25 protein-coding genes are annotated in these 22012 nt (G+C 66.3%); 13 read left to right on the top strand and 12 right to left on the bottom strand.

The window, feature by feature from the left end; genetic code table 11:
• Positions 1 to 32: 32 nt before the first annotated feature.
• Positions 33 to 662 carry a helix-turn-helix transcriptional regulator gene (locus tag K6L26_RS19575; protein ID WP_221851234.1) on the top strand — a complete coding sequence of 210 codons (630 nt, stop codon included), beginning with the start codon at positions 33 to 35 and terminating at the stop codon, positions 660 to 662.
• 2 nt (positions 663 to 664) lie between these two features.
• On the top strand, positions 665 to 1102 hold the full coding sequence (locus K6L26_RS19580) for a hypothetical protein (protein ID WP_019344714.1): 438 nt from the start codon (positions 665 to 667) through the stop codon (positions 1100 to 1102).
• Here K6L26_RS19580 and K6L26_RS19585 read toward each other — a convergent pair.
• From K6L26_RS19585 to thyX, 4 genes are all read right to left on the bottom strand, one after another.
• Positions 1088 to 1762, bottom strand: a complete 675-nt coding sequence (locus K6L26_RS19585; RefSeq protein ID WP_131828906.1) for a hypothetical protein — start codon at positions 1760 to 1762, stop codon at positions 1088 to 1090. The genes K6L26_RS19580 and K6L26_RS19585 overlap by 15 nt on opposite strands.
• A gap of 47 nt (positions 1763 to 1809) precedes the next feature.
• On the bottom strand, positions 1810 to 3486 hold the full coding sequence (locus K6L26_RS19590) for a ribonuclease J (RefSeq protein WP_019344716.1): 1677 nt from the start codon (positions 3484 to 3486) through the stop codon (positions 1810 to 1812).
• Positions 3486 to 4334, bottom strand: a complete 849-nt coding sequence (gene dapA / locus K6L26_RS19595) for a 4-hydroxy-tetrahydrodipicolinate synthase (RefSeq protein WP_019344717.1) — start codon at positions 4332 to 4334, stop codon at positions 3486 to 3488. Before dapA ends, K6L26_RS19590 begins: the two co-directional genes overlap by 1 nt.
• Before the next feature lie 112 nt (positions 4335 to 4446).
• On the bottom strand, positions 4447 to 5199 hold the full coding sequence (thyX, locus tag K6L26_RS19600; protein ID WP_019344718.1) for an FAD-dependent thymidylate synthase: 753 nt from the start codon (positions 5197 to 5199) through the stop codon (positions 4447 to 4449).
• A 164-nt stretch (positions 5200 to 5363) separates the two neighbouring features.
• Here thyX and K6L26_RS19605 point away from each other — a divergent pair, with 164 nt between their 5' ends.
• The 6 genes from K6L26_RS19605 (at position 5364) to K6L26_RS19630 (ending at position 10989) form a co-directional block, all read left to right on the top strand.
• Positions 5364 to 6236, top strand: coding sequence for a DMT family transporter (locus K6L26_RS19605; RefSeq protein ID WP_019344719.1), 873 nt, complete (start codon positions 5364 to 5366; stop codon positions 6234 to 6236).
• 530 nt (positions 6237 to 6766) lie between these two features.
• Entirely contained in the window at positions 6767 to 7063 is a 297-nt protein-coding gene (locus K6L26_RS19610) for a hypothetical protein (RefSeq protein WP_174682969.1), read from the top strand.
• Between the two features lie 67 nt (positions 7064 to 7130).
• Positions 7131 to 7916 (top strand): bestrophin-like domain, encoded by a 786-nt coding sequence (locus K6L26_RS19615; RefSeq protein WP_221851236.1) that lies wholly within the window; start codon positions 7131 to 7133, stop codon positions 7914 to 7916.
• A gap of 144 nt (positions 7917 to 8060) precedes the next feature.
• Entirely contained in the window at positions 8061 to 8672 is a 612-nt protein-coding gene (locus tag K6L26_RS19620) for a TetR/AcrR family transcriptional regulator (RefSeq protein WP_036388028.1), read from the top strand.
• On the top strand, positions 8669 to 9745 hold the full coding sequence (locus tag K6L26_RS19625; protein ID WP_076215574.1) for a DUF1214 domain-containing protein: 1077 nt from the start codon (positions 8669 to 8671) through the stop codon (positions 9743 to 9745). The genes K6L26_RS19620 and K6L26_RS19625 overlap by 4 nt, the downstream gene beginning before the upstream one ends.
• Entirely contained in the window at positions 9742 to 10989 is a 1248-nt protein-coding gene (locus tag K6L26_RS19630) for a sulfotransferase family protein (protein ID WP_076215577.1), read from the top strand. Before K6L26_RS19625 ends, K6L26_RS19630 begins: the two co-directional genes overlap by 4 nt.
• 12 nt (positions 10990 to 11001) lie before the next feature.
• Here K6L26_RS19630 and K6L26_RS19635 read toward each other — a convergent pair whose 3' ends face one another.
• Positions 11002 to 11790, bottom strand: a complete 789-nt coding sequence (locus K6L26_RS19635; RefSeq protein ID WP_019344725.1) for a FadR/GntR family transcriptional regulator — start codon at positions 11788 to 11790, stop codon at positions 11002 to 11004.
• A 69-nt stretch (positions 11791 to 11859) separates the two neighbouring features.
• Between K6L26_RS19635 and K6L26_RS19640 the strand changes: the two genes are divergently transcribed.
• Together K6L26_RS19640 and K6L26_RS19645 are read left to right on the top strand one after the other, a co-directional pair.
• Entirely contained in the window at positions 11860 to 12789 is a 930-nt protein-coding gene (locus K6L26_RS19640; protein WP_019344726.1) for a proline iminopeptidase-family hydrolase, read from the top strand.
• 31 nt (positions 12790 to 12820) lie between these two features.
• Positions 12821 to 14233, top strand: a complete 1413-nt coding sequence (locus K6L26_RS19645; RefSeq protein WP_221851238.1) for an APC family permease — start codon at positions 12821 to 12823, stop codon at positions 14231 to 14233.
• Here the strand turns inward: K6L26_RS19645 and K6L26_RS19650 are convergent.
• The gene (locus K6L26_RS19650; protein ID WP_221851240.1) at positions 14210 to 15412 is read right to left on the bottom strand and encodes a winged helix-turn-helix domain-containing protein; all 1203 of its coding nucleotides are present in this window, start codon (positions 15410 to 15412) and stop codon (positions 14210 to 14212) included. The genes K6L26_RS19645 and K6L26_RS19650 overlap by 24 nt on opposite strands.
• Positions 15413 to 15508: 96 nt before the next feature.
• On the opposite strand from K6L26_RS19650, the gene K6L26_RS19655 reads away from it, so the two are divergent.
• Entirely contained in the window at positions 15509 to 16750 is a 1242-nt protein-coding gene (locus K6L26_RS19655) for a DUF4303 domain-containing protein (protein WP_221851242.1), read from the top strand.
• Here the strand turns inward: K6L26_RS19655 and K6L26_RS19660 are convergent.
• Together K6L26_RS19660 and K6L26_RS19665 are read right to left on the bottom strand one after the other, a co-directional pair.
• A complete protein-coding gene (locus K6L26_RS19660; RefSeq protein WP_221851243.1) occupies positions 16732 to 17223 on the bottom strand; it encodes a dihydrofolate reductase in 492 nt (163 codons plus the stop codon). The genes K6L26_RS19655 and K6L26_RS19660 overlap by 19 nt on opposite strands.
• Complete coding sequence (locus tag K6L26_RS19665) at positions 17220 to 18020, bottom strand: thymidylate synthase (protein ID WP_019349060.1); 801 nt, start codon at positions 18018 to 18020, stop codon at positions 17220 to 17222. The genes K6L26_RS19660 and K6L26_RS19665 overlap by 4 nt, the downstream gene beginning before the upstream one ends.
• A gap of 42 nt (positions 18021 to 18062) precedes the next feature.
• On the opposite strand from K6L26_RS19665, the gene K6L26_RS19670 reads away from it, so the two are divergent.
• Both K6L26_RS19670 and K6L26_RS19675 read left to right on the top strand, forming a co-directional pair.
• Positions 18063 to 18812: a dienelactone hydrolase family protein gene (locus K6L26_RS19670; protein ID WP_221851245.1), complete on the top strand. Its 750-nt coding sequence runs from the start codon at positions 18063 to 18065 to the stop codon at positions 18810 to 18812.
• Between the two features lie 22 nt (positions 18813 to 18834).
• Positions 18835 to 19752, top strand: coding sequence for an HpcH/HpaI aldolase/citrate lyase family protein (locus tag K6L26_RS19675; RefSeq protein ID WP_019344598.1), 918 nt, complete (start codon positions 18835 to 18837; stop codon positions 19750 to 19752).
• Between the two features lie 7 nt (positions 19753 to 19759).
• On the opposite strand, the gene K6L26_RS19680 is transcribed toward K6L26_RS19675, so the two are convergent.
• From K6L26_RS19680 to dapB, 4 genes are read right to left on the bottom strand one after another with little or no spacing between them, the layout of a single operon-like run.
• Positions 19760 to 20224, bottom strand: a complete 465-nt coding sequence (locus K6L26_RS19680) for a hypothetical protein (RefSeq protein ID WP_019344597.1) — start codon at positions 20222 to 20224, stop codon at positions 19760 to 19762.
• A 13-nt stretch (positions 20225 to 20237) separates the two neighbouring features.
• The gene (locus K6L26_RS19685) at positions 20238 to 20693 is read right to left on the bottom strand and encodes a flavodoxin family protein (RefSeq protein ID WP_221851247.1); all 456 of its coding nucleotides are present in this window, start codon (positions 20691 to 20693) and stop codon (positions 20238 to 20240) included.
• Entirely contained in the window at positions 20690 to 21160 is a 471-nt protein-coding gene (locus K6L26_RS19690; RefSeq protein WP_221851249.1) for a hypothetical protein, read from the bottom strand. Before K6L26_RS19690 ends, K6L26_RS19685 begins: the two co-directional genes overlap by 4 nt.
• Complete coding sequence (gene dapB, locus K6L26_RS19695) at positions 21157 to 21894, bottom strand: 4-hydroxy-tetrahydrodipicolinate reductase (protein ID WP_036388046.1); 738 nt, start codon at positions 21892 to 21894, stop codon at positions 21157 to 21159. The genes K6L26_RS19690 and dapB overlap by 4 nt, the downstream gene beginning before the upstream one ends.
• Positions 21895 to 22012 lie beyond the last annotated feature (118 nt).

Raw genomic sequence — 22012 nt, forward strand, 5'->3', positions numbered from 1 at the left:
TTATACAAGTGGTTGTTGTATAAACTCTAGCCATGATCACCGCGATCGGAAAGCGCCGAGTCGACGTGCTGAGCACGTTGAAGGCCTCGGCCACGCCGATGACCACCGCGCAGATCGCCGCCCGACTCGAAGTTCACACCAACACCGTGCGGTTTCACCTCGAGCACCTGGAGGAAAACGGTCAGGTCGAACGTGTCGAACCTCACCACCGCGGCCCGGGGCGGCCCCCACAGCTCTACCGTGCGGTGCGCCGCATGGACCCGGCCGGGCCCACCGACTACCGGCTGTTGGCCGAGATCCTGGCGAGTGGGCTGGCCGCCGAGGACGACCCCGCAGCCAAGGCCCGCGAGATGGGCCGAGCTTGGGGACGCACGATGTCGCCGCGGACGGCGGACTCCCCCGACTCGGCTGTCGATGCCCTGGTGCAACTGCTCGACGACATCGGCTTCGCTCCTGAGCCGCCGGCGGATGACCGAGTTCAGTTGCGCCACTGCCCTTTTTCCGAACTGGCTCAAGCTCGCCCATCTGTCGTGTGCCCGGTCCATCTGGGCCTGATGCAGGGAGCGCTGGAGGCTTGGCAGGCACCCGTCGACGTGGAGCGGCTTGACGCATTCGTCGAGCCGGATCTGTGCGTGGCCCATCTGGGTCCGAAAGGAGATTGATGATGAATGCCGGTCTGGCCGTCGCAGTCGCGGTCGCCTTCTGCTGGCTGGGCATGGTGCTGGCGATCTCGTTCATCGAGGCCCCGCTGAAGTTCCGGGCGCCCGGCGTGACGCTACAGATCGGACTCGGCATCGGGCGCAAGGTTTTCCGCGCGCTGAACTCGGTCGAATCCGTCTTTGCCGTGATCGTTCTCGTGATCCTGATGGTCCAGCGCCCGTCGACTGCCATCATCGCGGCCTTCGCCGTGGCTGTGGCGGCGCTGGCCGTGCAACTGATTGCCGTGCGACCCAAGCTGACTCAGCGCTCCGACGCCGTGCTGGCCGCCGCCCCGGGCGACGAGGCCGCGGGCCGCTCCCGGGCGCACTACTACTACGTGGGCTTCGAGCTCATCAAAGTCATCGCTCTGCTCACCGGCGGTGTCCTGCTACTGGCCGGCTGACTCCAGGCTCGGTGTCTTGACCTGAACCACAAGGCCGTTCGCATACGGCCGGTGGGGGTCACGTGGACTCGGCTCGGGAAGAATCAGCCGCCAGCCCTGGTTCGGGTCCTTGTCCTCGGCCACCAGAAATCCACCCCGCGCGCCCGGGCCGGCGAATTCGTCGGCACTGCGAATCCGGCCGTCCGAGAACAGGTCCCCGGCCTGCGCACGTGCTGCCGGATCCGCGGCCAGCCGGCCGAGCCACGAGACCGTCGCATCGTGCACATAAGCTGCCTGCGCGTCGGATAACCGCGCGTCGATCAGGATTGCGGTCTTGGTATCCGGAAAACCGGCCGGGTAGACGTCACACAACACGCCGCCGCGCATCACCCGGTCGTAGAAGCGACGCATCAGCATGGCCGGCATGATCTTGGTGCCGCCGAACAAGAACACGAACCACACCGCCGCGAGCACAGTGAACACAACCATGTTCTGGTGACCGCGGGTGACTACGGCATAAGCGATCACCATCAGCAGGTAAACGGCCCCGACCGCCATCATCGTCACGAACACACGGATCACGTACGGGTACTCCACTGCCCGCTTCACCTCGTCCACCGAGTTGAGCGGAGGAACCGGACGACGTCGCTCGAATGGCACCTGAGGTGCGGGGCGGCTCACCAACCCAATCTAACGGCTTGAATAACGGGCTCGATGCACCAATTCGGCTAGATCTCGATGACGGTGGGGACGATCATCGGCTGACGCCGGTAGGTTTCACCGACCCACTTGCCCACCGTGCGCCGCACGGCCTGGGCGATCCGGGTCGGGTCCGTGATGTTGTCAGCGGCAAGGCTTTCCAATTCACGCTCGACGTTGCGGGCCACCGGCTCCAGCGCTTTCGGATCCTCGGAGAACCCGCGGGAATGCAGATGCGCCGGGGCCGCGGGTTTTCCGGTCTCGCGGTGCACCACCACGGTCACCGCCACGAAACCCGACGACAGGATCAGGCGTTCACCCAGCGTGGCGTCACCGACGTCGCCGGTGATCAATCCGTCGACGAACATCTTGCCGACGGTCACCGCGCCGGAGATCGAGGCCTTGCCGGCGACGAGGTCCACACTCACGCCGTTCTCGGCCAGCACGATGTTCTCCTGCGGCACCCCGGTGCTCGCGGCCAGCGCCGCATTGGCGCGCATGTGCCGCCAGGTGCCGTGCACCGGCATCACGTTACGGGGCCGCACCCCGTTGTAGAGGAACAGCAACTCACCCGCGTAGGCATGGCCGGAAACATGTACGCGCGCTTGGGCATTGGTGACCACGCGAGCGCCGATCTTGGCCAGTGCGTCGATGACGCCGTAGACCGCTTCCTCGTTGCCCGGGATCAGCGACGAGGACAGGATGATCAGGTCGCCCGCGGTCAGCGTGATGCTGCGGTGCTCGCCGCGCGACATCCGGGACAGCGCGGCCATCGGCTCACCCTGTGTGCCGGTGGTGATCAGCACGACCTTCTCGGGGGGCATCATCTCGGCCGCGCCGATGTCGAGGATGTCGGCGTCGGTCACCCGCAGGTAGCCCAGCTCACGGGCAATGCCCATGTTGCGCACCATCGAACGTCCGACGAAGGAGACCCGGCGCCCCAGCGCTACCGCGGCATCGATGATCTGTTGCACGCGATCGACGTTGGACGCGAAGCAGGCGACGATCACGCGGCCCTCGGCCCCACGGATCAGCCTGTGCAGCGTCGGGCCGACCTCACTCTCGGACGGGCTGACACCCGGGTGTTCGGAATTGGTCGAATCACACAGGAACAGGTCCACGCCGGCGTCGCCGAGACGCGACATGCCCGGCAGATCTGTCGGGCGGCCGTCGAGCGGCTGCTGGTCGAGCTTGATGTCGCCGGTGTGCAGGACGGTGCCCGCGCCCGTGTGGATCGCGACGGCCAGGCACCCCGGGATCGAGTGGTTGACAGCGAAGTACTCGCACTCGAAGACACCGTGCTGACTGCTCTGCCGCTCGGCGACCTCCACACACACCGGCTTGATCCGGTGCTCGCGGCACTTCTCGCGGATCAGCGCGATGGTGAATTTCGAGCCGACCACCGGGATATCCGGCCGCAGCTTGAGCAGGAACGGAATCGCGCCGATGTGGTCCTCGTGGGCGTGCGTGACGACGAGCGCCTCGACATCGTCGAGCCGGTGCTCGACGTGACGCAGGTCCGGAAGGATCAGGTCGACCCCGGGCTCGTCGTGGCCGGGGAACAGCACCCCGCAGTCAACGATGAGCAGTCGGCCCAGATGTTCGAAGACCGTCATGTTGCGGCCGATTTCGCTGATTCCGCCCAGGGCGGTAACTCGCAGACCGCCGGGGGCCAGTGGCTTGGGGGGTGCGAGTTCGGTGCTCACTATCGCAACACCGCAGCCGCACGCATATCGACGGCCAGCGCCTCGATCTCGGCCGGGGAGGCCGGGATCTGCGGCAGCCGTGGCTGACCCGCATCGAATCCCTGCAACCGCAGGCCTTCCTTGGACATGGTCACCCCGCCGAGGTGGGCCTGGGCGCGGGCCAGCGGAGCCAGCGAGACATTGATCTTGCGGGCCGTCGCGATGTCACCAGAGTTGAACGCGCTCAACATGTCTCGCAGCTGCCCGGCGGCCAGGTGCCCCCAGACGCTGACGAAGCCGACCGCACCCATGGCCAACCAGGGCAGGTTCAACGTGTCGTCACCGGAGTAGTACGCCAGGCCGGTCTCGGCGAGAATCTGGCCACCACCGTGCAGGTCTCCCTTGGCGTCCTTGACGCCCACGATGTTCGGGTGTGCTGCCAATGCGCGGATGGTCTCCCAGGCGATCGGGATCGAGGACCGCGGCGGGATGTCGTAGAGCAGGTTCGGCAGATCGGTGGCATCGGCGACGGCGGTGAAGTGCGCCAGCAGCCCGGCTTGCGGAGGCCGCGAGTAGTACGGCGTCACCACGAGCAGTCCGTGCGCTCCTTCGGCGGCGCTGGCCTTGGCCAGGTGCACGCTGTGGGCGGTGTCGTAGCTGCCCGCGCCGGCGATGATGCGGGCCCGGTCCCCCACCGCTTCCAGCACCGTACGCAGCAGCGCGAGCTTCTCGTCATCGGTGGTGGTCGGCGATTCGCCGGTGGTGCCCGAGAGCACCAGGCCGTCGCAGCCCGCGTCGATCAGGTGATTGGCCAGTCGAGCGGCGGCATCGAGATCAAGCGAGCCGTCGGGCTTGAACGGCGTCACCATTGCGGTCAACACCGTGCCCAACTGCGCTGTTACATCGATTCCGCTCGTACTCACGCGCCAAGATTACCCTGGACCTATCGGACCTCTGTCGCCGTATTGACCGCCGACTCCGTCAAGCCTCCGTCGCCAAAGGAGAGGTTGCCACCTCACTACCGTCCGCCAACGTCGAAATCTCGAAATCGGAGAACACCGCCGGAGCCGCCTCGACGAGTTCTCGCAGGCAGGCGATCGCCAGCCTGCGGATCTCCACGTCGGCGTGTTCGCTGGCGCGCATCGCGATGAAATGACGCCAGGCGCGATAGTTGCCGCTGACCACGATGCGGGTCTCGGTGGCGTTCGGCAGCACCGCCCGGGCGGCCTGTCTGGCCTGCTTACGCCGCAGAACGGCGTTGGATTGGTCCGCGAACTTCGCTTCCAGCCGGCCCAGCAGTTCGGTGTAGGTGGCCCGGCTGGCGTCGGCGGCCGCGGTGAAGATCTCCACCAGCTCGGGGTCGTCCTCGAATCCGGGGGGGACCACCACCTCGGCGTCGTTCTCCGGCACGTAGCGCTGCGAGAGCTGCGAGTAGGAGAAATGCCGGTGCCGGATCAACTCGTGGGTCGCCGACCGGGAGATCCCGGTGATGTAGAAGCTGACGCTCGCATGCTCGAGGACCGAGAAGTGTCCGACGTCGATGATGTGGCGGATGTAGCTCGCGTTGGTCGCGGTCCTGGGGTTGGGCTTCGACCAGCTCTGGTAGCAAGCCCGGCCGGCGAACTCGGTGAGCGCGGGACCGCCCTCGGCATCAGTGCTCCACGGCACGTCAGATGGTGCCTGAAATTCCGTCTTGGCGATCAGCTGCACGCGCAGCGGCGCGATCTCGGCCACCCGCCCACCCTACTGTCGGGCGCGTTGCGGCGGCTCAGCAGCGCGCCGACTTCTACCCCAAGGCTGTTGAACGGCGGATTGACGACCACGCGGTAGAAATCGACGCGGTTCACCGAGTAAGACCGGTGACGCTCCTACAATCGCCTGATGTCCGGCGGTCCGCAGTGCTGATCGGTGTGGCCGCCGCTGTGCTGGCGTGTGTCGGTTACGGCACGGCCTCGGTGTTGCAGTCGTATGCCGCGGGGCGTTCGGTTGCGTCCGGCGTCGCTACGCCTGATCGTGGCCCCACCCTCCGTTCGACTGTGGGCGCGATGCTCGCTCCGGTATTCATCGCGGGCATGGCGCTGGATCTTCTCGGCTTTGCCGGCAGCCTGGTCTCGGCCCGGTTGATCCCGCTGTTCCTCTCGCAGACGATTATCAGCGCCAACCTCGTGGTGACCGCGGTGTTGAGCATCTTCGTTCTTCACGTTCGGCTGCATCGGCGCGACTGGACGGCGATCGCCATAGTTCTTGCGGCGCTGTGCATCCTGGGTGCCACCGCAGGGCATCTCGGCGACCGCGATGCGGGTGCGGGCCTGCATTGGGGGGTCCTCGTGGTGTCGGCGATCATTCTGGGCCTGGGCGCCGCACTGGTCCGGCTGCTCGGGAAAAACGCCGCAGTGCCTGCGGGCCTGATTGCCGGGGTCCTCTACGGCGCCATGGCGGTTGCGGTGCGCGTCGTCGATGGTCTCGAACCGCTGAACGTGGGTGTGTTGATCGCCGACCCGGCGCTGTGGGCCATCCTGGTCGCCGGCCTGGGCGGGTTCTATCTGTTCACCGTGGCACTGCAGGTGGGGTCGGTGAACGGTGTGGCCGCGGCACTGGTAGTCGGCGAAACCGTGGTTCCGGGCATCGTCGGTGTGGTGCTGTTGGGCGATGTCTCGCGGCCGGGTTACGGCTGGCTCGTGGTGATCGCCTTCATCGCGGCCGTCGCCGGAGCGGTCGCGCTGTCCTTCTCCAGCGCTGCCGAATACGAGAGCGCGCAGAAGCGCTCGTGACCGCGCTCGTGACCGCGCCCGCGGAATTCCTCGAAGTCGTGTAGCGCCAGAAGTCCCCGAATCCGTCGACTGCGCCCGGCGCCCGGCCGGACTTGTCAGACCGTTCCTCTTTACTGTCCTGTTCCCCGGACGCCGGGAGCGGGTTCGCAGCTCGAACCCTGCCAGTCCCCTGTCCACCCACCGGAGAAGGAAGGTCTGCCAATGTTACGCAGGCGATGGAATGCCCTGACTCTCTTTGAATTCGGCTCCGCATCCCCGGACCGGGAGCGCTGACCCGCAAGCCACAGTCACGCAGGTGTTACGCGGGCGCTGAAGCCCAACCAGACCGACGAATTGGTCGCTGATCGAGGGGCAGCGACCAATTCGTCCCAACTGTGTCCGCCGATCGGCGGACCCGGAATTCACCCCGCGGTGGGCCGACCGGACGACAGACGCCGGGCACGAGATCCAGGACGATCGATGTGACAACACCGTCGACATCCCTGCGGCGCAATGCATCTCGACAAGACAGACCACCCACCAAGACGACCATGAGAGGAACTGCTGTGCATTACGAAATGCTGGACCTGGTCCGCGAACGAGCCAACGAGAAAGACTGGGATCTGATCTTCGACAGCGGCCCGAATGCGGAGTACCGCACCATGGTCTGGGAGCACCCCACGCTCAGCGCCACCGGCGTAGTGACCGAGCTGGAGATCGGGTTCAGCCCGGACGGCCGCATCATCTTCTCCGAGCGGCGGCGCGGCGGCGTCGCCCACGAACGCGTCAAGCCAAACAGCGCCTTCGCCTCGACTGACGTCTGTCTCGCGGCCCTGCAGATGATCTGATCCGGCCCGGGCAAAACCGGCCGATCGGCCTCCGAGCCGGGAAGTTTGCTGACAAACTCTGTCAACTATGGGCGACTTTGGGTTGTTCGGGACTTGGCTCCTGCTCGCCGCTGTTGTCGTGGGCGCCGTGGCGCTGGCCGTCGGCAGCGTCCTCCTGGCCAGCCGGGTCATTGCCCGCGACACGCGGCCCGAGCACAACTCGGTGTTGTCGCCGTTCCTCACCGTGGTGGGCCTGGTCTATGGAGCCCTCCTCGGGTTTACCGTGGTCGTCGGATGGCAGCAATACCTTTCCGCCCAGACCAACGTCTCCAACGAGGCCTCGACATTGGTGACCATGTATCGCCAAACGGTGGCCATGCCGCAACCGGAGCAGAGCCAGGTGCGTGAACAACTTCGCAGGTATGCGGCCGCGGTGCAGGGCCCTGAATGGGGCAAGGAAGAGTTCGGCACCATCAGCAACAATGGCCGGCACGCGCTCACCGAGATGTACCGCATCGTCGGTACGGCCAAGTCGGATTCGGCAGCCAGCCCGATCAACAGCCAGTTCCTCAGCCAGTTGGCCACCCTGACCTCGGACCGCAGTGCGCGCATTCTCAACTCGAGCCCTCGCATACCTGTCCTGCTGTGGTGCGCGCTGATCTTCGGCAGTCTGGTGCTGATCACGCTGGCCAGCTTCATGCGGCTCGAGAACAGCCGTGCCCACATGATCCTGGTCAGCACCGTCACGGTCCTGCTCGCGTTGCTGCTCTTCCTGGTCTTCATGCTCGACCATCCATATGGGCCCGTCGGCGTCACCCCACATCGGTTCGCACACGCCGTGGTGGTGTTCGACCTGATCGACAAAGGGACCTGACCGGCCCGCATCCCCGCGCCCCCGCGTCGTTCTCGACCGCAGGGCTGTCGTTCGGCGATCACGACGACCCTCGCATCAAAATCGAGGGCCACCGCACCAAATCACCTATTGACTCAATTACGTGACACATCGTAATTTAACGGTGTGTCCCCGATCACAGGCCCTGGCCGGCCGCGTGACCCACAAACTCAACGCGACATCATGCGCGCCACCCGACACCTGCTGGCACGTGACGGCTACGACCAACTGTCCATCGAGGCCATCGCCCGGGAGGCCGGAGTCAGCCGGCCCACCGTGTACCGGCGTTGGCCGTCAAAGGCACACCTGGTCTTCGACGCCGCGTTCGAGCAGCCGCCTGGAGGCGAACTCCTTTCGCTGTCAGGGGATTTCGACTCCGACCTACGCGGCTTCGCCGCCGCGGTACTCACCTTCTGGCTTGATCCGGTGGTCGAGGCCGCCGCGCTCGGCATCCTCACCGAACGCCGCCGCGATCCTGAGCTGCACATCCGGACCCAACAACTGCTCGACGAGCGGACCAAGGACGCCTTCCGAGCCCTGGTCACCGCAGGTGTCGAGCAGGGCCGGGTCCAGCCCGACGTCGACGTCGACATGCTCTATCAGACGTTGATCGGCACCGCGTTCTACACCGCCCACATGGAACCGGACGTCGATGTCGACCACACCGCGAATCGCCTGTGCTCCTTGCTGATCGAAGGAGCCCAACCTGCCCATCCCCGAAGGAAGGACCATCCATGACCGACAAGACCGAGCTGTCCGCGGCATTCAACGGGCTGCTCGACGAGGTGCGCGCCATCGAGCAGAAACTGCTCGACGCGGACCCCGCGCTCAGCGAGCCCGATCTGCTCGACGGGTACCGGCTGGCGTTCAGCGTGCTGCGCGTCGCTGTCGACGCGTACGTGTGGGGTGACCGCGACAAGCCGATCCTGGTCGACGTCATCAGCCCGTACCTCAAGTGGGGCGGTGACAACTCCGATGCGTTCTATCAGCTCGCGCCCCTGGATCCCGCCCGCACCTACCGGGTCACCGGCAACCGCGGCGATGCGGTCTATCTGTCGATGACGGTCTACGGCGGGCCCGGGGAAGGCCGCTACAGCGACCGCATCGTCGGCACGATCAACAACCGCGACCTCGAGTTCGACGAGGACGGAAACTTCGAGTTCGTCATGAGCCCAGACCCCCAGCCGGGCGCCTGGCTCAAGCTCGACCCCGACACCGAGTTCGCCCTCACCCGTGACTATCTCGACAACCCCGACACTGATCGGCGGCCGACGTGGCGGATCGAGACTCTCGACCCGCCGGCCCGGCGCTCCGACAGTGCGGCCGAGCTGGCCCGTCGCTTCCAGTACGCCAGGAACTGGTTGCGCGAACAGGTTTCGTTCTTGCCCACCAAGGTGGAGCCCGTCAACCAGTTGCATCCGCCGTTCCCGGTGCCGCAAAACGCCTATGGCTGGTCGGCTGCCGACGCCGCCTACGCGATGGGCGCCTACGAGCTCGCAGCGGATCAGGCCCTGATCATCGAGGGCACCTCACCGGATTGCGTGTTCTGGAACCTCTGCCTGTGGAATCCGTTCCTGCACACCTACGACTACACCCACGAGCGGGTGACGATCAACGGCGCCCATGTGAGCTACGAGCCGGACGGGTCCTGGCGGATCGTGATCAGCGAGAAGGACCCGGGCCACCCGAACTGGGTCTCCACCGCGGGCCGATCCAACGGGCTGATCTGGCTGCGTTGGTTCCTGCCCGACGAGACCCCGGCACACCCCCAGTGCCGCGTGGTCGACGTGGCCGAGGTCGCGGCCCTGTGACCACCAGCACGCAACGTCCGGCGCCGATCCGGTTCGACGATCTGGCCAACCCGGTGTATCCGCCTGCAGCCCAACCGATCCGCGACGGACTCGCTGCGTACGGCGCGAATCTCGACCTCAACCCGGAGGTGCTGCTGGCGACCGCGACCGAGAGGTCCGGGCTGGAGGATTTCGGCGACCCGGCCTTCCGGGAGCGGCTGGACGTCCTCTGTACCGCGCTGCGCGACGAGGCCACCCTGTCCGACACCGGCCGGGCCATGGCGTTCGAGCAATTGGCCGGACACCTGGTCAACCGGTTACGACTGGAGGCCCTGATCGCCGACCATCCCGAGATCGAGGACATAGCGATCGAGCGGCCGATCATCATCTGCGGTCTGCCCCGCACCGGCACCACGCATCTGCACAACCTGCTCGCCGCCGATCCCGCACTCCGCTACCTGCCGTACTGGGAGAGCCTCGAACCAGTGCCCGGACCCGATGAGGACTCCCCACAACCCCGGCGGGATCGATGCGGAGCCGGCCTGGAACTGGTGAACAGTTCCATGCCGGAGTTCCGGCGGATGCACGACATGACCGTCGAGCATGCCCATGAAGAGATCCAGCTGCTGGCCAACGACATGTCCGGCATGCTGTTCGAAACCACTTACTACGTACCGAGTTTCGCGGCTCACTACAAGGCGCACGACCAGGCCGCCTCCTACGCCTACGTCAAGCGCAGCCTCCAGGCCATGCAATGGCTGCGCGGGGGCACCCGCTGGGTGCTCAAGTCACCTCAGCACCTGGAGCAGTTCCCGACGCTGGCCTCAACCTTCCCAGATGCGACTTTTGTTGTCACGCACCGTGATCCGGTCGAAGTGACGCTGTCGATGATGACCATGATCTGTTACGCGACCCGGATGGCGGTGGATCGTCCCGACGTCGCGAAGCTGACCGAGCACTGGCTGGGCCGCATCGATGACCTGCTCGCCGGCTGCGTCCGCGACCGCGAGGTGCTGCCTGCCGAGCAGTCCATCGATGTCCGGTTCGACGACTTCATGGCCGACGAACGGGGCACCCTGGCCGCCGTCTACCGGCTCGCCGGTCAACCGTTCGGAGACGACGTACGGGCCGCGATGACCGACTTCCTCACCGAGCATCCCCGAGGGCGTTACGGCGGCGTCATCTATGACGCGGCTGACCTGCAGCTCGATCCGGTGGCCCTCGCCGAACGGTATCGCGACTACCGCGAGCGGTTCCTCGCCTAGATATCCCGGCCGTCACTGCGCCGCGCCCCCGGCCCGGCGCATTGCTGCCGCGATGTGCTCGAAGTCGATCGCCAGGTGTGCGCGCGCAAGCGCTTCGGCGTCATCCCCGCGCCGCCCGGCGATCGCGTCGATCAGCTGTTCGTGCTCGCGCAGGGCCCGGAGCTCCATCTCACGCATGGTCGCCGAGTCACCCCACATGTGAGCCGGCGCGGCGATGCTCACGGAGGCTTCCAACTCGAGCAGCATCTGTTTGAGCACGGTGTTGCCGGCCGCGTCCATGATCGCCAGGTGCAGCGCGCTGTCCGCCTGCTGGGCGGCCCGGCCGCTCTCCGCCCGGCGGTAGTCCTCGAGCCGTTGCCGCAGCACGGCCAGGTCATGGTCGGTTCGAGCCTCCGCGGCCGCACGGCATACCGCGCCGTGGATTCGGCAGACGGCATCGCAGCGGTCCCGGAGTTCGTCGAGGCGCATGGTGAGAGTGCGTCCGACGGCCGCGGTCGACGACTCCGGCCATTGCTGCAACACATACGTGCCGCCGCCGCGGCCGCTGCGGCGGGTCTCCACCAACCCCAGTTCGACCAGCCGGGCCAAGGCCGCTCGTACCGTCATTCGCCCGACGCGCAGCGACGCGGCGAGTTCGCGCTCGGCGGGCAGGCGCGATCCGGGCAGGTACTCGCCGATTGCCACCGCAGTGACGAGCCGGTCGGTGATTTCGTCCACCCGCGACAAGGGTTCGAGTTCGCGCTCGAGGAGCCCGGGCGCGACGCCAGGAGGCTCCGCCGGCTGCGACTCGGGATTCCCCATGGGCACACAATATCGACGGTCCAAATTAAATCCTGATTAATGGTCTTGTCACGAGACCATTAATGGTCCATGCTGACCGCCATGCCTCGTTCCACCCGCACGGTGCCCTTCCGCGGTCACGAGACCTGGGTCCAGGTCAGCACACCCGAAACCGCCCGCCCCGAAGCGCTGCCCTTGTTCGTCCTGCACGGCGGACCCGGCATGGCCCACAACTACGTAGCCAATATCGCCGCCCTGGCTGATGAGACCGGCCGCACCGTCGTCCACTACGACCAGTTGGGCTGCGGCAACAGCACCCACCTGCCCGACGCCCCCGCCGACTTCTGGACACCTCAGCTTTTTGTCGACGAGTTCCACACCGTCCGCGAAGCCCTCGGGATCGACCGGTACCACGTGCTCGGACAATCCTGGGGCGGCATGCTCGGTGCCGAGATCGCGGTCCGCGTCCCGGAGGGGCTGGCCTCGCTGTCGATCTGCAACTCCCCTGCCTCGATGCAACTGTGGGTCGAAGGTGCGGCCGAACTACGCGCTCAACTACCGCCGCAGGCCCGGGCCGCGCTGGACCGACACGAAGCGGACGGCACCGTCACCGATCCCGAATACCTGGCCGCCACAGAGGAGTTCTACCGTCGCCACGTCTGCCGGGTCGAGCCGATGCCGAAGGACTTCGCGGACACCGTCGCGCAGATGGAGGCCGAGCCGACGGTGTACCACACCATGAACGGCCCCAACGAGTTTCATGTCATCGGAACTTTGCGCGACTGGAGCATCATCGACCGGCTGCCATCGGTCACCGCCCCGACACTCGTCATCGCCGGCGAGTTCGACGAGGCCACCCCGGCGACCTGGCAGCCCTATGTCGACCTCATCCCCGAAGCCCGCAGTCACGTGTTCGCAGACACCAGCCACTGCACCCACCTCGAGAAACCCGAAGAGTTCCGCAAGGTGATCGCCGACTTCCTGAATCAGCACGATCTGGCCGCTGCCGCCCGGGTCTGACCCCACCCCCCTTCGACTCGACAGGAACGCCATGGCAACTGAGGCCGGCTCCCCCGCTGCCCCTCTCACCACCGGTGAAGGACAGCGCGATCTCGAATCATTCGGCTACAAGCAGGAACTCAGCCGTTCTGTCTCCACGGCCGACCTCATCGTCTACGGCCTGGTGTTCATGGTGCCCATCGCACCGTGGACCATCTTCGGGACCGTCTACAACAGCGCGTCGGGCATGGTGCCGCTGGTCTATCTGATCGGCCTGATCGCCATGGTGTTCACCGCCCTGGCCTACTCGCAGATGGCCAAGTCGTTCCCGCTCGCCGGCTCCGTGTACGCCTACGTGGGCCGCGGCATCCACCCCGGTCTGGGGTTCTTCGCCGGCTGGGCCATCCTGCTCGATTACCTGCTGATCCCCACCCTGCTCTACGTCTTTGCCGCCGAATCGATGGTCGGGCTGTTCCCGGGCACTCCGCGCTGGGTGTGGGCAATCGTCTTCGTGGTGGTGAACACGATCATCAACCTGCTCGGCGTGGGTTCGCTCAAGATCGTCAACCGCGTATTCCTGGCTGTCGAACTGGTTTTCGTCGTGCTGTTCGTCGTCATAGCGGTGCGCGCCATCAACGGGCAGTCGCTTCCCGACGTCGGCTGGAGCGCGCTGCCGATCTGGAACTCCGAACTTGTCACCGCGCCGTTGATCGCGGCGGCACTGTCTATCGCGGTGTTGAGCTTCCTCGGCTTCGACGGCATCTCCACGCTGGCCGAGGAGTCCACCGGGAAGAAGAACCCGGCCGGTCGCGCGATGATCGTCGCCCTGTTCGTGGTGGCATTCCTGTTCATCACCCAAACCTGGCTGGCCAGCCTGCTGGCCGGGGGCCGCGAATCGTTCGGTGATGACGAGGTGGGCAACGCGTTCTTCCTGCTGGTGCAGGCCGCGTCGAGCACCGGCTGGATGAACGCGTTCTTCGTGGTCAATGTGCTCGCCGTCGGCTTCGCCAACGCGATGGCCGCCCAGGCCGCGACCAGCCGGTTGTTGTTCTCGATGAGCCGCGACCGCCAACTGCCCGCCTTCCTGTCCACGATCAGCGCCCGCAAGGTGCCGATCGCAGCCATCCTGGTGGTCAGCGCCCTGAGCCTGGTACTGGTGCTGTTCTTCGTCGGACAGATCGGATTGATCTCGTCGCTGGTGAATTTCGGTGCGCTGTTCGGCTTCTGTCTGCTGCACGCCTCGGTCATCTGGTACTACGTGGTGCGCCAGAAGTCGAAGAACTACATCCTGCACCTGGCGGTGCCGACCGTCGGCTTCCTGATCATCGGCTACGTGTTGATCAACGCCGATGCGCTGGCCAAGATCGGCGGCATCGTGTGGCTGGTGATCGGCGGGATCATCTTCGCCACCAACTTGATTCGCGGGCGCGGGGTCCCTGAACTAGCTGAGGAACCGGCGACGTAACGGCTCGGCGAGGTCACCACGGCCCCCCACCACGACCTCGCCCACCCCCAGCCACGACGCCATCGTCCTCAGCTCGACGGCCAGGGCCTCCGCCACCCGCGCGGGGTCCTGGCCGTCTTCCATGAACGCGCCGGGCACCTGCAACGCGGCATCGGTGCGTTTCAGATCGACCCGCGCCACCAACTCGCCGTCAAGCAGGAACGGCCATACGTAGTAACCGAATTGACGTTTCGGTGCCGGCGTGTAGATCTCGATCCGGTAATGAAAATTGAACAGCCGCTGCACCCGGGGCCGGAAGAAGATCAACGGGTCGAAGGGGCACAGTAACGCTGTCCCCCGGTCACGGCGCGGCACGATCTGCCCCGTCCGGAGGTAGGCCGGGACGCCTTCGACGTCCACGGGCTCGAGCTCTCCGTCGGCTACCAGCTTGGCGATCGCAGGCTTGACCTGTTTGGCGGCCATCCGGAAGTAGTCGCGGATATCGGCCTCGGTACCGACTCCCAGGGCGGTGGCCGCCCGCAACGCCAGCTCGCGGAACGCCTCCTCGTCGTCGACCTCTCTGGCCAGCACCTCTGGCGGCAGTACCCGTTCGGTGAGGTCGTAGTGCCGGGCGAAGCCGACGCGCGTCGCCGTCGTCAAGACCCCTGCCGACCACAGCGCCTCGGCCACCCACTTGGTGTCGCTGCGGTCCCACCACGGCCCTTTGCGTCCGCGCGGCGCGGATTCCAGGTGGGCCTCGATCTGCCCCGCGGTGGACGGTCCGAGCTCCGCCACTGCCGCGACCACATCGTCAGCCAACTTCTGGTTCTTCCGGACGATCTCCCTACCCCACCGGCCGTGGGTGTACTCCCGCATCCGCCACCGCAGCAGCGGCCAGTCTTCCACTGCCATCAATGCGGCTTCGTGCGCCCAGTACTCCACGAGAAGCCGAGGTGAACGCGCACTGTGCGACCAGGCGGCCCGGTCCAGCGCGTCACGGTCATACGGCCCCAGCCGGCTGAACACCGGCGCATAGTGCGCGCGTACCGCGACCGACACCGAATCCAGCTGCAGTACCTGGATCCGGGAGATCAGCCTGCGCAGGTGGGCACGCGTGACGGCGCCGCGCGGCTTGGGTTCATGAAACCCCTGGGCTGCGATGGCGACGCGGCGGGCCTGTGCGGTGGTTAGGGTGGCCACCTTGCCATCGTTCCCTAGGGCACCGACAAGTAGCGGAGCGGATTGGAGCGAACGTCCCGACAAGTAGCGGAGCGGATTGCAGCGATACTGGTGCGCGTGGCGTTCGACTGGGATGCGTTCGAGACCGAGTTGACCCTGGCGGCGTCGGATGCGGTCCGCGCGATGGTTCAGACGGCAGCGTCGGAGACGCCGTATGCCGTGGCGTTCAGCGAGTTCTATGCCGAGACCACCGGGGTGATCTACCTGCCCAATCTCGCGTTGGCCACCGAGGAATCGGTCGAGGATCCCGATTGCCGGTTCAGCCCGCCGGATTGGGAGTACCAGGACTACGAGTGGGGCGAAACCGATTCGGGCTGGGGCGAGCAATTGAGCGCGGCAGTCACCGGCCTACCGCGGGTGCAGTGGGAACAGGAGTGGGACCGCTTCGCACAGGCGATGCTGAACATCGTCGCCGGGACGCGCACCGCACTCGTCGCCGACGGCACCCTGCCCCATGACGTGGTGGTCTACCTCGACGACGAGGCCGGCGATCTCCTGGTCCGCTCGGTCACACCTGAGGAGTTGCTGCGCCACTTTCCCGACTATGCCGCCTCCGCCGACGCCGAGCGGGCCGTGCTGTCTTTGCCGGTTCCCCAACGCGTCGCGGCGCTGGCCGCAGCCGCAGGCTTGACGCCCGGGCCGCGCTCGGATCTGGGACAGGAACGCGCCACCGACCTACTCATCGACCTGGGTAAAGCCGCCGTGCCGGTGGGGATCGCCGCCCTTACCCGGCGCGACACCGCGTGGAAGGGCGCCAAGCTCTTGGCGGATCTGCACATCGCGACCCCCGACGTGCTGGCGGCACTTTGGGCAGCCGTCGGACTGAGAGGCAATGGGCACGATTGGGCCGCGGCCGCCCTCGGGCGCCTCGGCGCAGGCCGAGAAGTGCTGGGGCGATCCGATCTTGCGCCCGCGACCCGGGCCGCGGCAGTGACCGCGCCGTACACGTCGTTCCGCGATCACGGCCGCGAACACGCTCCGCTGACCTATGACCTGCTGGGAGCTGGGCTGGCCGATGCGGCGATCGCAGAACTGGTCGCCGACGAGCTCAAGCCCGGACGCGGCCACTGCACCCTCGACGCCGCCGACCTGCCGGGTGTCCGCCCCGGCCTCGATCACACCGAGCCGGTGATCCGGCGTCACGCCGTCGTCGTCATCGGCGATCTGATCGGTCCGATGGGTCCCGGGAACCTCGACGATGAGGTGGTGCGGGCCCTGGAGAGGAGCCTTACCCGGCTCGAGGCCGAGGATTCTGACAGCGAGGTGCGCCGGCTCGCCGGCTACCGGGCCCGCACGTAGCTGCAGTAGCGGTACCGCAGACCCGAGCTGCTGGTGAGCCATTCCCCCGTGGTCCTGGTCCACGAGTCGTCGAGCACCGGCGCCATCGCGTCACCCGCTGCGGGTGTCAGGTCGATGTCGATCTCGGTCACTTCGCACCGAACCGCGAACGGTAGGGCTTGTACGTAGACCTGCGCCCCACCGATCACCCAGCCGCGGAAGACGTCATCCAGATCGAGGAGCACCTCCGCACCTTCTGCGACATAGTCGGGGTTACGGGTGATGACGACATTGCGCCGCCCCGGCAACGGACGGACCTTGGCGGGCAACGACTCCCAGGTCAGCCGACCCATTATCACCGTCTGGCCGAGGGTGAGTTGCTTGAACCGGGCCTGGTCCTCCGGCAGGTGCCACGGGATGCCGTTGTCCCGTCCGATGACGCCAGAGCTCGACTGTGCCCAGATCATCGCCAGCTGTCGAAGATCTTCGGTCATACAGCGACAGGTGCCTTGATCGCCGGGTGCGGGTCGTAGTTCAGAATCGCAATATCCTCATAGGTGTAGTCGAAAATCGAATCACGTTGGGCCAGAACAAGTTCTGGGTACGGCCGAGGTTCCCTGCTGAGCTGTAGGGCCACTTGCTCGACGTGGTTGTCGTAGATGTGGCAGTCGCCGCCGGTCCAGACGAACTCGCCGACGCCGAGACCGGCCTGCGCGGCCATCATGTGGGTCAGCAGAGCGTAGCTGGCGATGTTGAACGGCACGCCCAGGAACAGGTCGGCGCTGCGCTGGTACAGCTGGCAGGACAACTTGCCGTCGGCGACATAGAACTGGAAGAAAGCGTGGCACGGCGGGAGCGCCATCTGAGGGATCTCGCCGACATTCCACGCCGAGACGATGTTGCGCCGCGAGTCGGGGTCACGCTTGAGCAGATCGAGGGCGTTCGAGATCTGGTCGATGTGTTCACCGGACGGTGTCGGCCACGACCGCCACTGCACGCCGTAGATGGGGCCGAGATCGCCTGTCTCACTGGCCCATTCGTCCCAGATCGTGACACCGTGGTCGTGCAGCCACCGCACGTTGGAATCGCCGCGCAGGAACCACAGCAGTTCGTAGATCACCGATTTGGTGTGCACCTTCTTGGTGGTGATCAGCGGGAAGCCGTCGGCCAGGTCGTAGCGCATCTGGTGCCCGAACAGGCTGCGGGTGCCGGTACCGGTGCGATCGGATTTCGCCACGCCCTGCTCGGTCACCTTCCGCAACAGGTCCTCGTAGGGGGTCTGGATCGGCACGCACTCAGCTTACGTGCCGTCGCGGGGAGTAGAACGGTAGCCATGCCGACCACCACAGACTCGATCAGCACAGCCGATGGCACCTGCCGCGTCACTGTCGCCACACCGGAGGGCGACGGCCCCTGGCCCGGGGTGGTGCTGTTTCCCGATGCCGGCGGCCTGCGCCCGACCATGGAGGAGATGGCGGCCAAGCTGGCCGGATTCGGCTATGTCGTGCTGGTGCCCGACGTCTACTACCGCACCCCGGGCTGGGGTCCCTTCGACCTCAACACCGTGTTCACCGACCAGGAGCAGCGCAAGAAGCTCTTCGAGCTGATGGGCACGCTCACTCCGGAGATCATCGCCACCGACGCCGAGGCGTTCTTCGACTACCTCGCGGCCCGTCCCGATGTGTCCGGCGACAAGTTCGGCACCACCGGCTACTGCATGGGTGGGCGCGCCTCCCTCATCGTCGCCACCCGGGTGCCCGAGCGAGTGGCGGCCGCCCTCTCGTTCCACGGCGGCAGGCTCGCCGTCGAAGACGATCCCGACAGCCCGCACCTGCTGGCCGACAAGATCCAGGCGACCGTCTACGTCGCCGCGGCCGCGAACGACGCCTCCTTCACCGAAGATGACGGCAAGCGGTTGGAGGACGCGCTGTCGGGCGCGGCGGTCGACCACACCATCGAGTTCTATCCCGCCGCCCACGGCTTCGCGGTGCCCGACCATGCCGCGGTGTACGACGAGGACGCCGCACAGCGGCACTGGGAGAACACCGAGCGCGTGTTCGGGGCCGCTTTGGCTCCGGCCTAGGCCGTAGGCGACGATTGACGGCGTGTATGACCAGCCCTTCTCCGACGAGTCCCATCCCACCGAACCCGGATTCCGGATCGACCCGGTACTGGCCCGGAGCTGGTTGCTGGTAAACGGCGCGCAGTATGAACGGTTCGCCCCTGCGGCGCGCTCTCACGCCGACATCGTCGTCCTCGACATCGAGGATGCGGTGGCTCCCAAGGACAAGGCGGCCGCCCGCGAGAAGGTGACCCGCTGGCTGGCCGACGGCAACAGCGACTGGGTCCGGATCAACGGCTTCGGCACCCCGTGGTGGGCCGACGATCTGGAGATGTTGGCCGGAACCTCGGTCGGCGGTGTGATGCTGGCGATGGTGGAGTCGGTGGACCACGTCACGGAGACGGCTCGACGACTGCCCGATGTGCCGATCGTCGCCTTGGTGGAGACCGCGCGCGGCCTCGAGCGAATCACCGAGATCGCCTCGGCGAAGGGTGCGTTCCGGCTCGCGTTCGGAATCGGTGACTTCCGGCGCGACACCGGATTCGGCGACAACCCGGCAACGCTGGCGTACGCGCGCTCGCGGTTCACCATTGCCGCCAAGGCGGCCGGATTGCCCGGCGCCATCGACGGCCCGACCGTGGGGTCGAGCGCGTTGCGCCTGTCCGAAGCGACGGCCGTGTCCGCCGAGTTCGGCATGACCGGCAAGATCTGCCTGACGCCGGATCAGTGCGCCACGGTCAACGAGGGTCTGGCCCCGTCTCAGGACGAGATCAGCTGGGCGAAGGAGTTTTTCGCCGAGTTCCAGCGCGACGGCGGGGAGATCCGCAACGGGTCAGACCTGCCCCGCATCGCCCGGGCCAACAAGATCCTCGACCTGGCCAGGGCCTACGGCGTTCACGAGCCCGAGTACAGCGACGATCCGGACCACGTGCCGGCCCCGTCCGACACGTATCACTACTGAGGTTCGCTCAGGTCTGGGGTTTGTCGTCGTTGCGGTGCAGGAAGGTGTTGATCGCGCGGGCTATTCCGCGCCCTGCATAGATGCCGGCGGCGATGGACACGATGATCATCGCGATGAACATCACCAGCCAGTTGGCCCGGCTGTGACTGACGTTCCACCAGATGAACGTGAACAGCAGTGCGCAGATGAAAACGACGATGTCCCGCCAATTGCCGCGGTAGGACATCGCGGCTTCGCGGATTTCGCGAGTGCGGTCGCTCGCGTCGATCAAGCCGTCGATACGTTCGTCGATGCTGGCCTTGAGCCGCGCCTTCCGTTCGACATCTTCGGCCGGCAACCGGTCCAACAGATCGAGATCCTTGGTGATCATGCCGCGGATGTCCGGTGGTTTGAGGTTGCCTGCGATCACCCCGAGCATCGCTCCACCGGCGATGGGAGCGGCTCCGAGGGCAAGTTCGGCAATGCCCGGCATAGCTGTCCTCTCGTCAGTCCATCAACGTGGCAGCCAACGTGCCGCCCAACTCGTAGGCGCGTTCCCGGACGGCTCCGTCCACCACTGTCGTAACTTCAAGTACGTCAGCCGCTTTGACCAACGCCAGCCCGGTCACGATCTTGTCGACCGCGCTCGCCGCACCGACCGTGTCGTTGTTGCCGTGCACCCACAGCCCGTACGGACGCCCGGCCACGTGGTCGAGGCTCGGGTAGTACACAGTATCGAAGAAGTGTTTCAGCGCACCGCTCATGTAGCCGAAATTGGCTGTGGTGCCGAAAAGGTAGCCGTCCGCGGCGAGCATGTCGGTGACGGTGGCAGCTAATGCCGGGATGGACTCGACCGTGACACCGGAGATGTCCGGATCCCGCGCCCCGGCCAGCACTGCCTCGAGGAGCTCCCGCGTCGCCGGGGACGGCGTGTGATGCACCACGAGCAGTGTCTTGGTCATGAGGCCTGTTGTTCCTGCATCCGCACCGCGGTACGCATGGTTTCGCGGGCCCGGCCGCGGTCACCGGCGAAGTCGTAGGCCCGGGCGAGCCGGTACCAGCGAACCCAATTGTCCGGGTCGGCTTCCAGTTCGGCCTTGACCGTCATGAACAATTCGTCAGCCGCATCGCGTTCGATGCGGCCCGAGGGCCGCGTCGGCAGCTCACTGACATCGAGTTCCATGCCCTGTTCGCGGGCGAGGCGGGCCAACCGTTGGTGTGCCAGGCCCGCCCGCAGCGTGGTGAACAGCACCCAGACCCCGATCAGCGGGAAGACCAGCAGCGCCAAGCCCAGCCCGATCGCGGCCGGCTCCCCCGAGCCGATGAAGACCAACGCGGTGCGCCCCAGCATCAGGAAGTAGACGATCAGCGCCAGGCACATGAAGCCGATCACCAGTTGGATGCGCAGCGACCGCGCGCCGTCACTCACGACAGATCGAGCAGCGGTTCAATGCCGATGGTCAAACCGGGCCGTTCGGCGATCTTGCGTACCGCCAGCAGCACCCCCGGTACGAACGAGGACCGGTCCAGGCTGTCGTGCCGGATCGTCAGCGTCTCCCCCTGCGTGCCGAACAGCACCTCCTGGTGGGCGACCAGGCCTGCGAGCCGCACCGAGTGCACCGGCACGCCGTCCACGTCAGCGCCGCGGGCCCCCTCCAGACCGGTGCTGGTGGCATCCGGGTTGGGCGGCATGCCTTTTCGCGCCTCGGCGATGAGCTTCGCGGTGCGTGCGGCAGTGCCGGACGGCGCGTCAGCCTTGTGCGGGTGGTGCAGCTCGATGATTTCGACCGATTCGAAATACCGCGCCGCCTGCTGGGCGAAGTGCATGGACAGCACCGCACCGATGGCGAAGTTGGGCGCGATCAGCACCGCGGACTCCGGCTTCTCCTTGAGCCAGGCCTCCACCTGTTCGATGCGATCCCAGGTGAATCCGGTGGTCCCGACGACGGCGTGAATCCCGTTGTCGATGAGGAACTTCAGGTTGTTCATCACCACGTCGGGGTGAGTGAAGTCGATGACGACGTCGGTCTTGGCGTCGGTGAGCATGGTCAACGGATCACCCATGTCGACCCCGGCCGAAAATGTCAGATCCTCCGCGGATTCGACCGCGTGCACCATGGTCGCGCCGACTTTGCCTTTTGCTCCGAGAACACCAACTCGCATGGTTGGGAGCCTACTGCCCACAATGGCGCCGCCTCCCTTGCACCGCGAGCGTGCGTGTCTGTTGGTGAACCCGCCGTGTTGTGTCGACATTCTGTGCACGCTCGCGATTGTGCTGACT

The organism is Mycobacterium farcinogenes (assembly GCF_019739075.1).
Lineage (GTDB): Bacteria > Actinomycetota > Actinomycetes > Mycobacteriales > Mycobacteriaceae > Mycobacterium > Mycobacterium senegalense.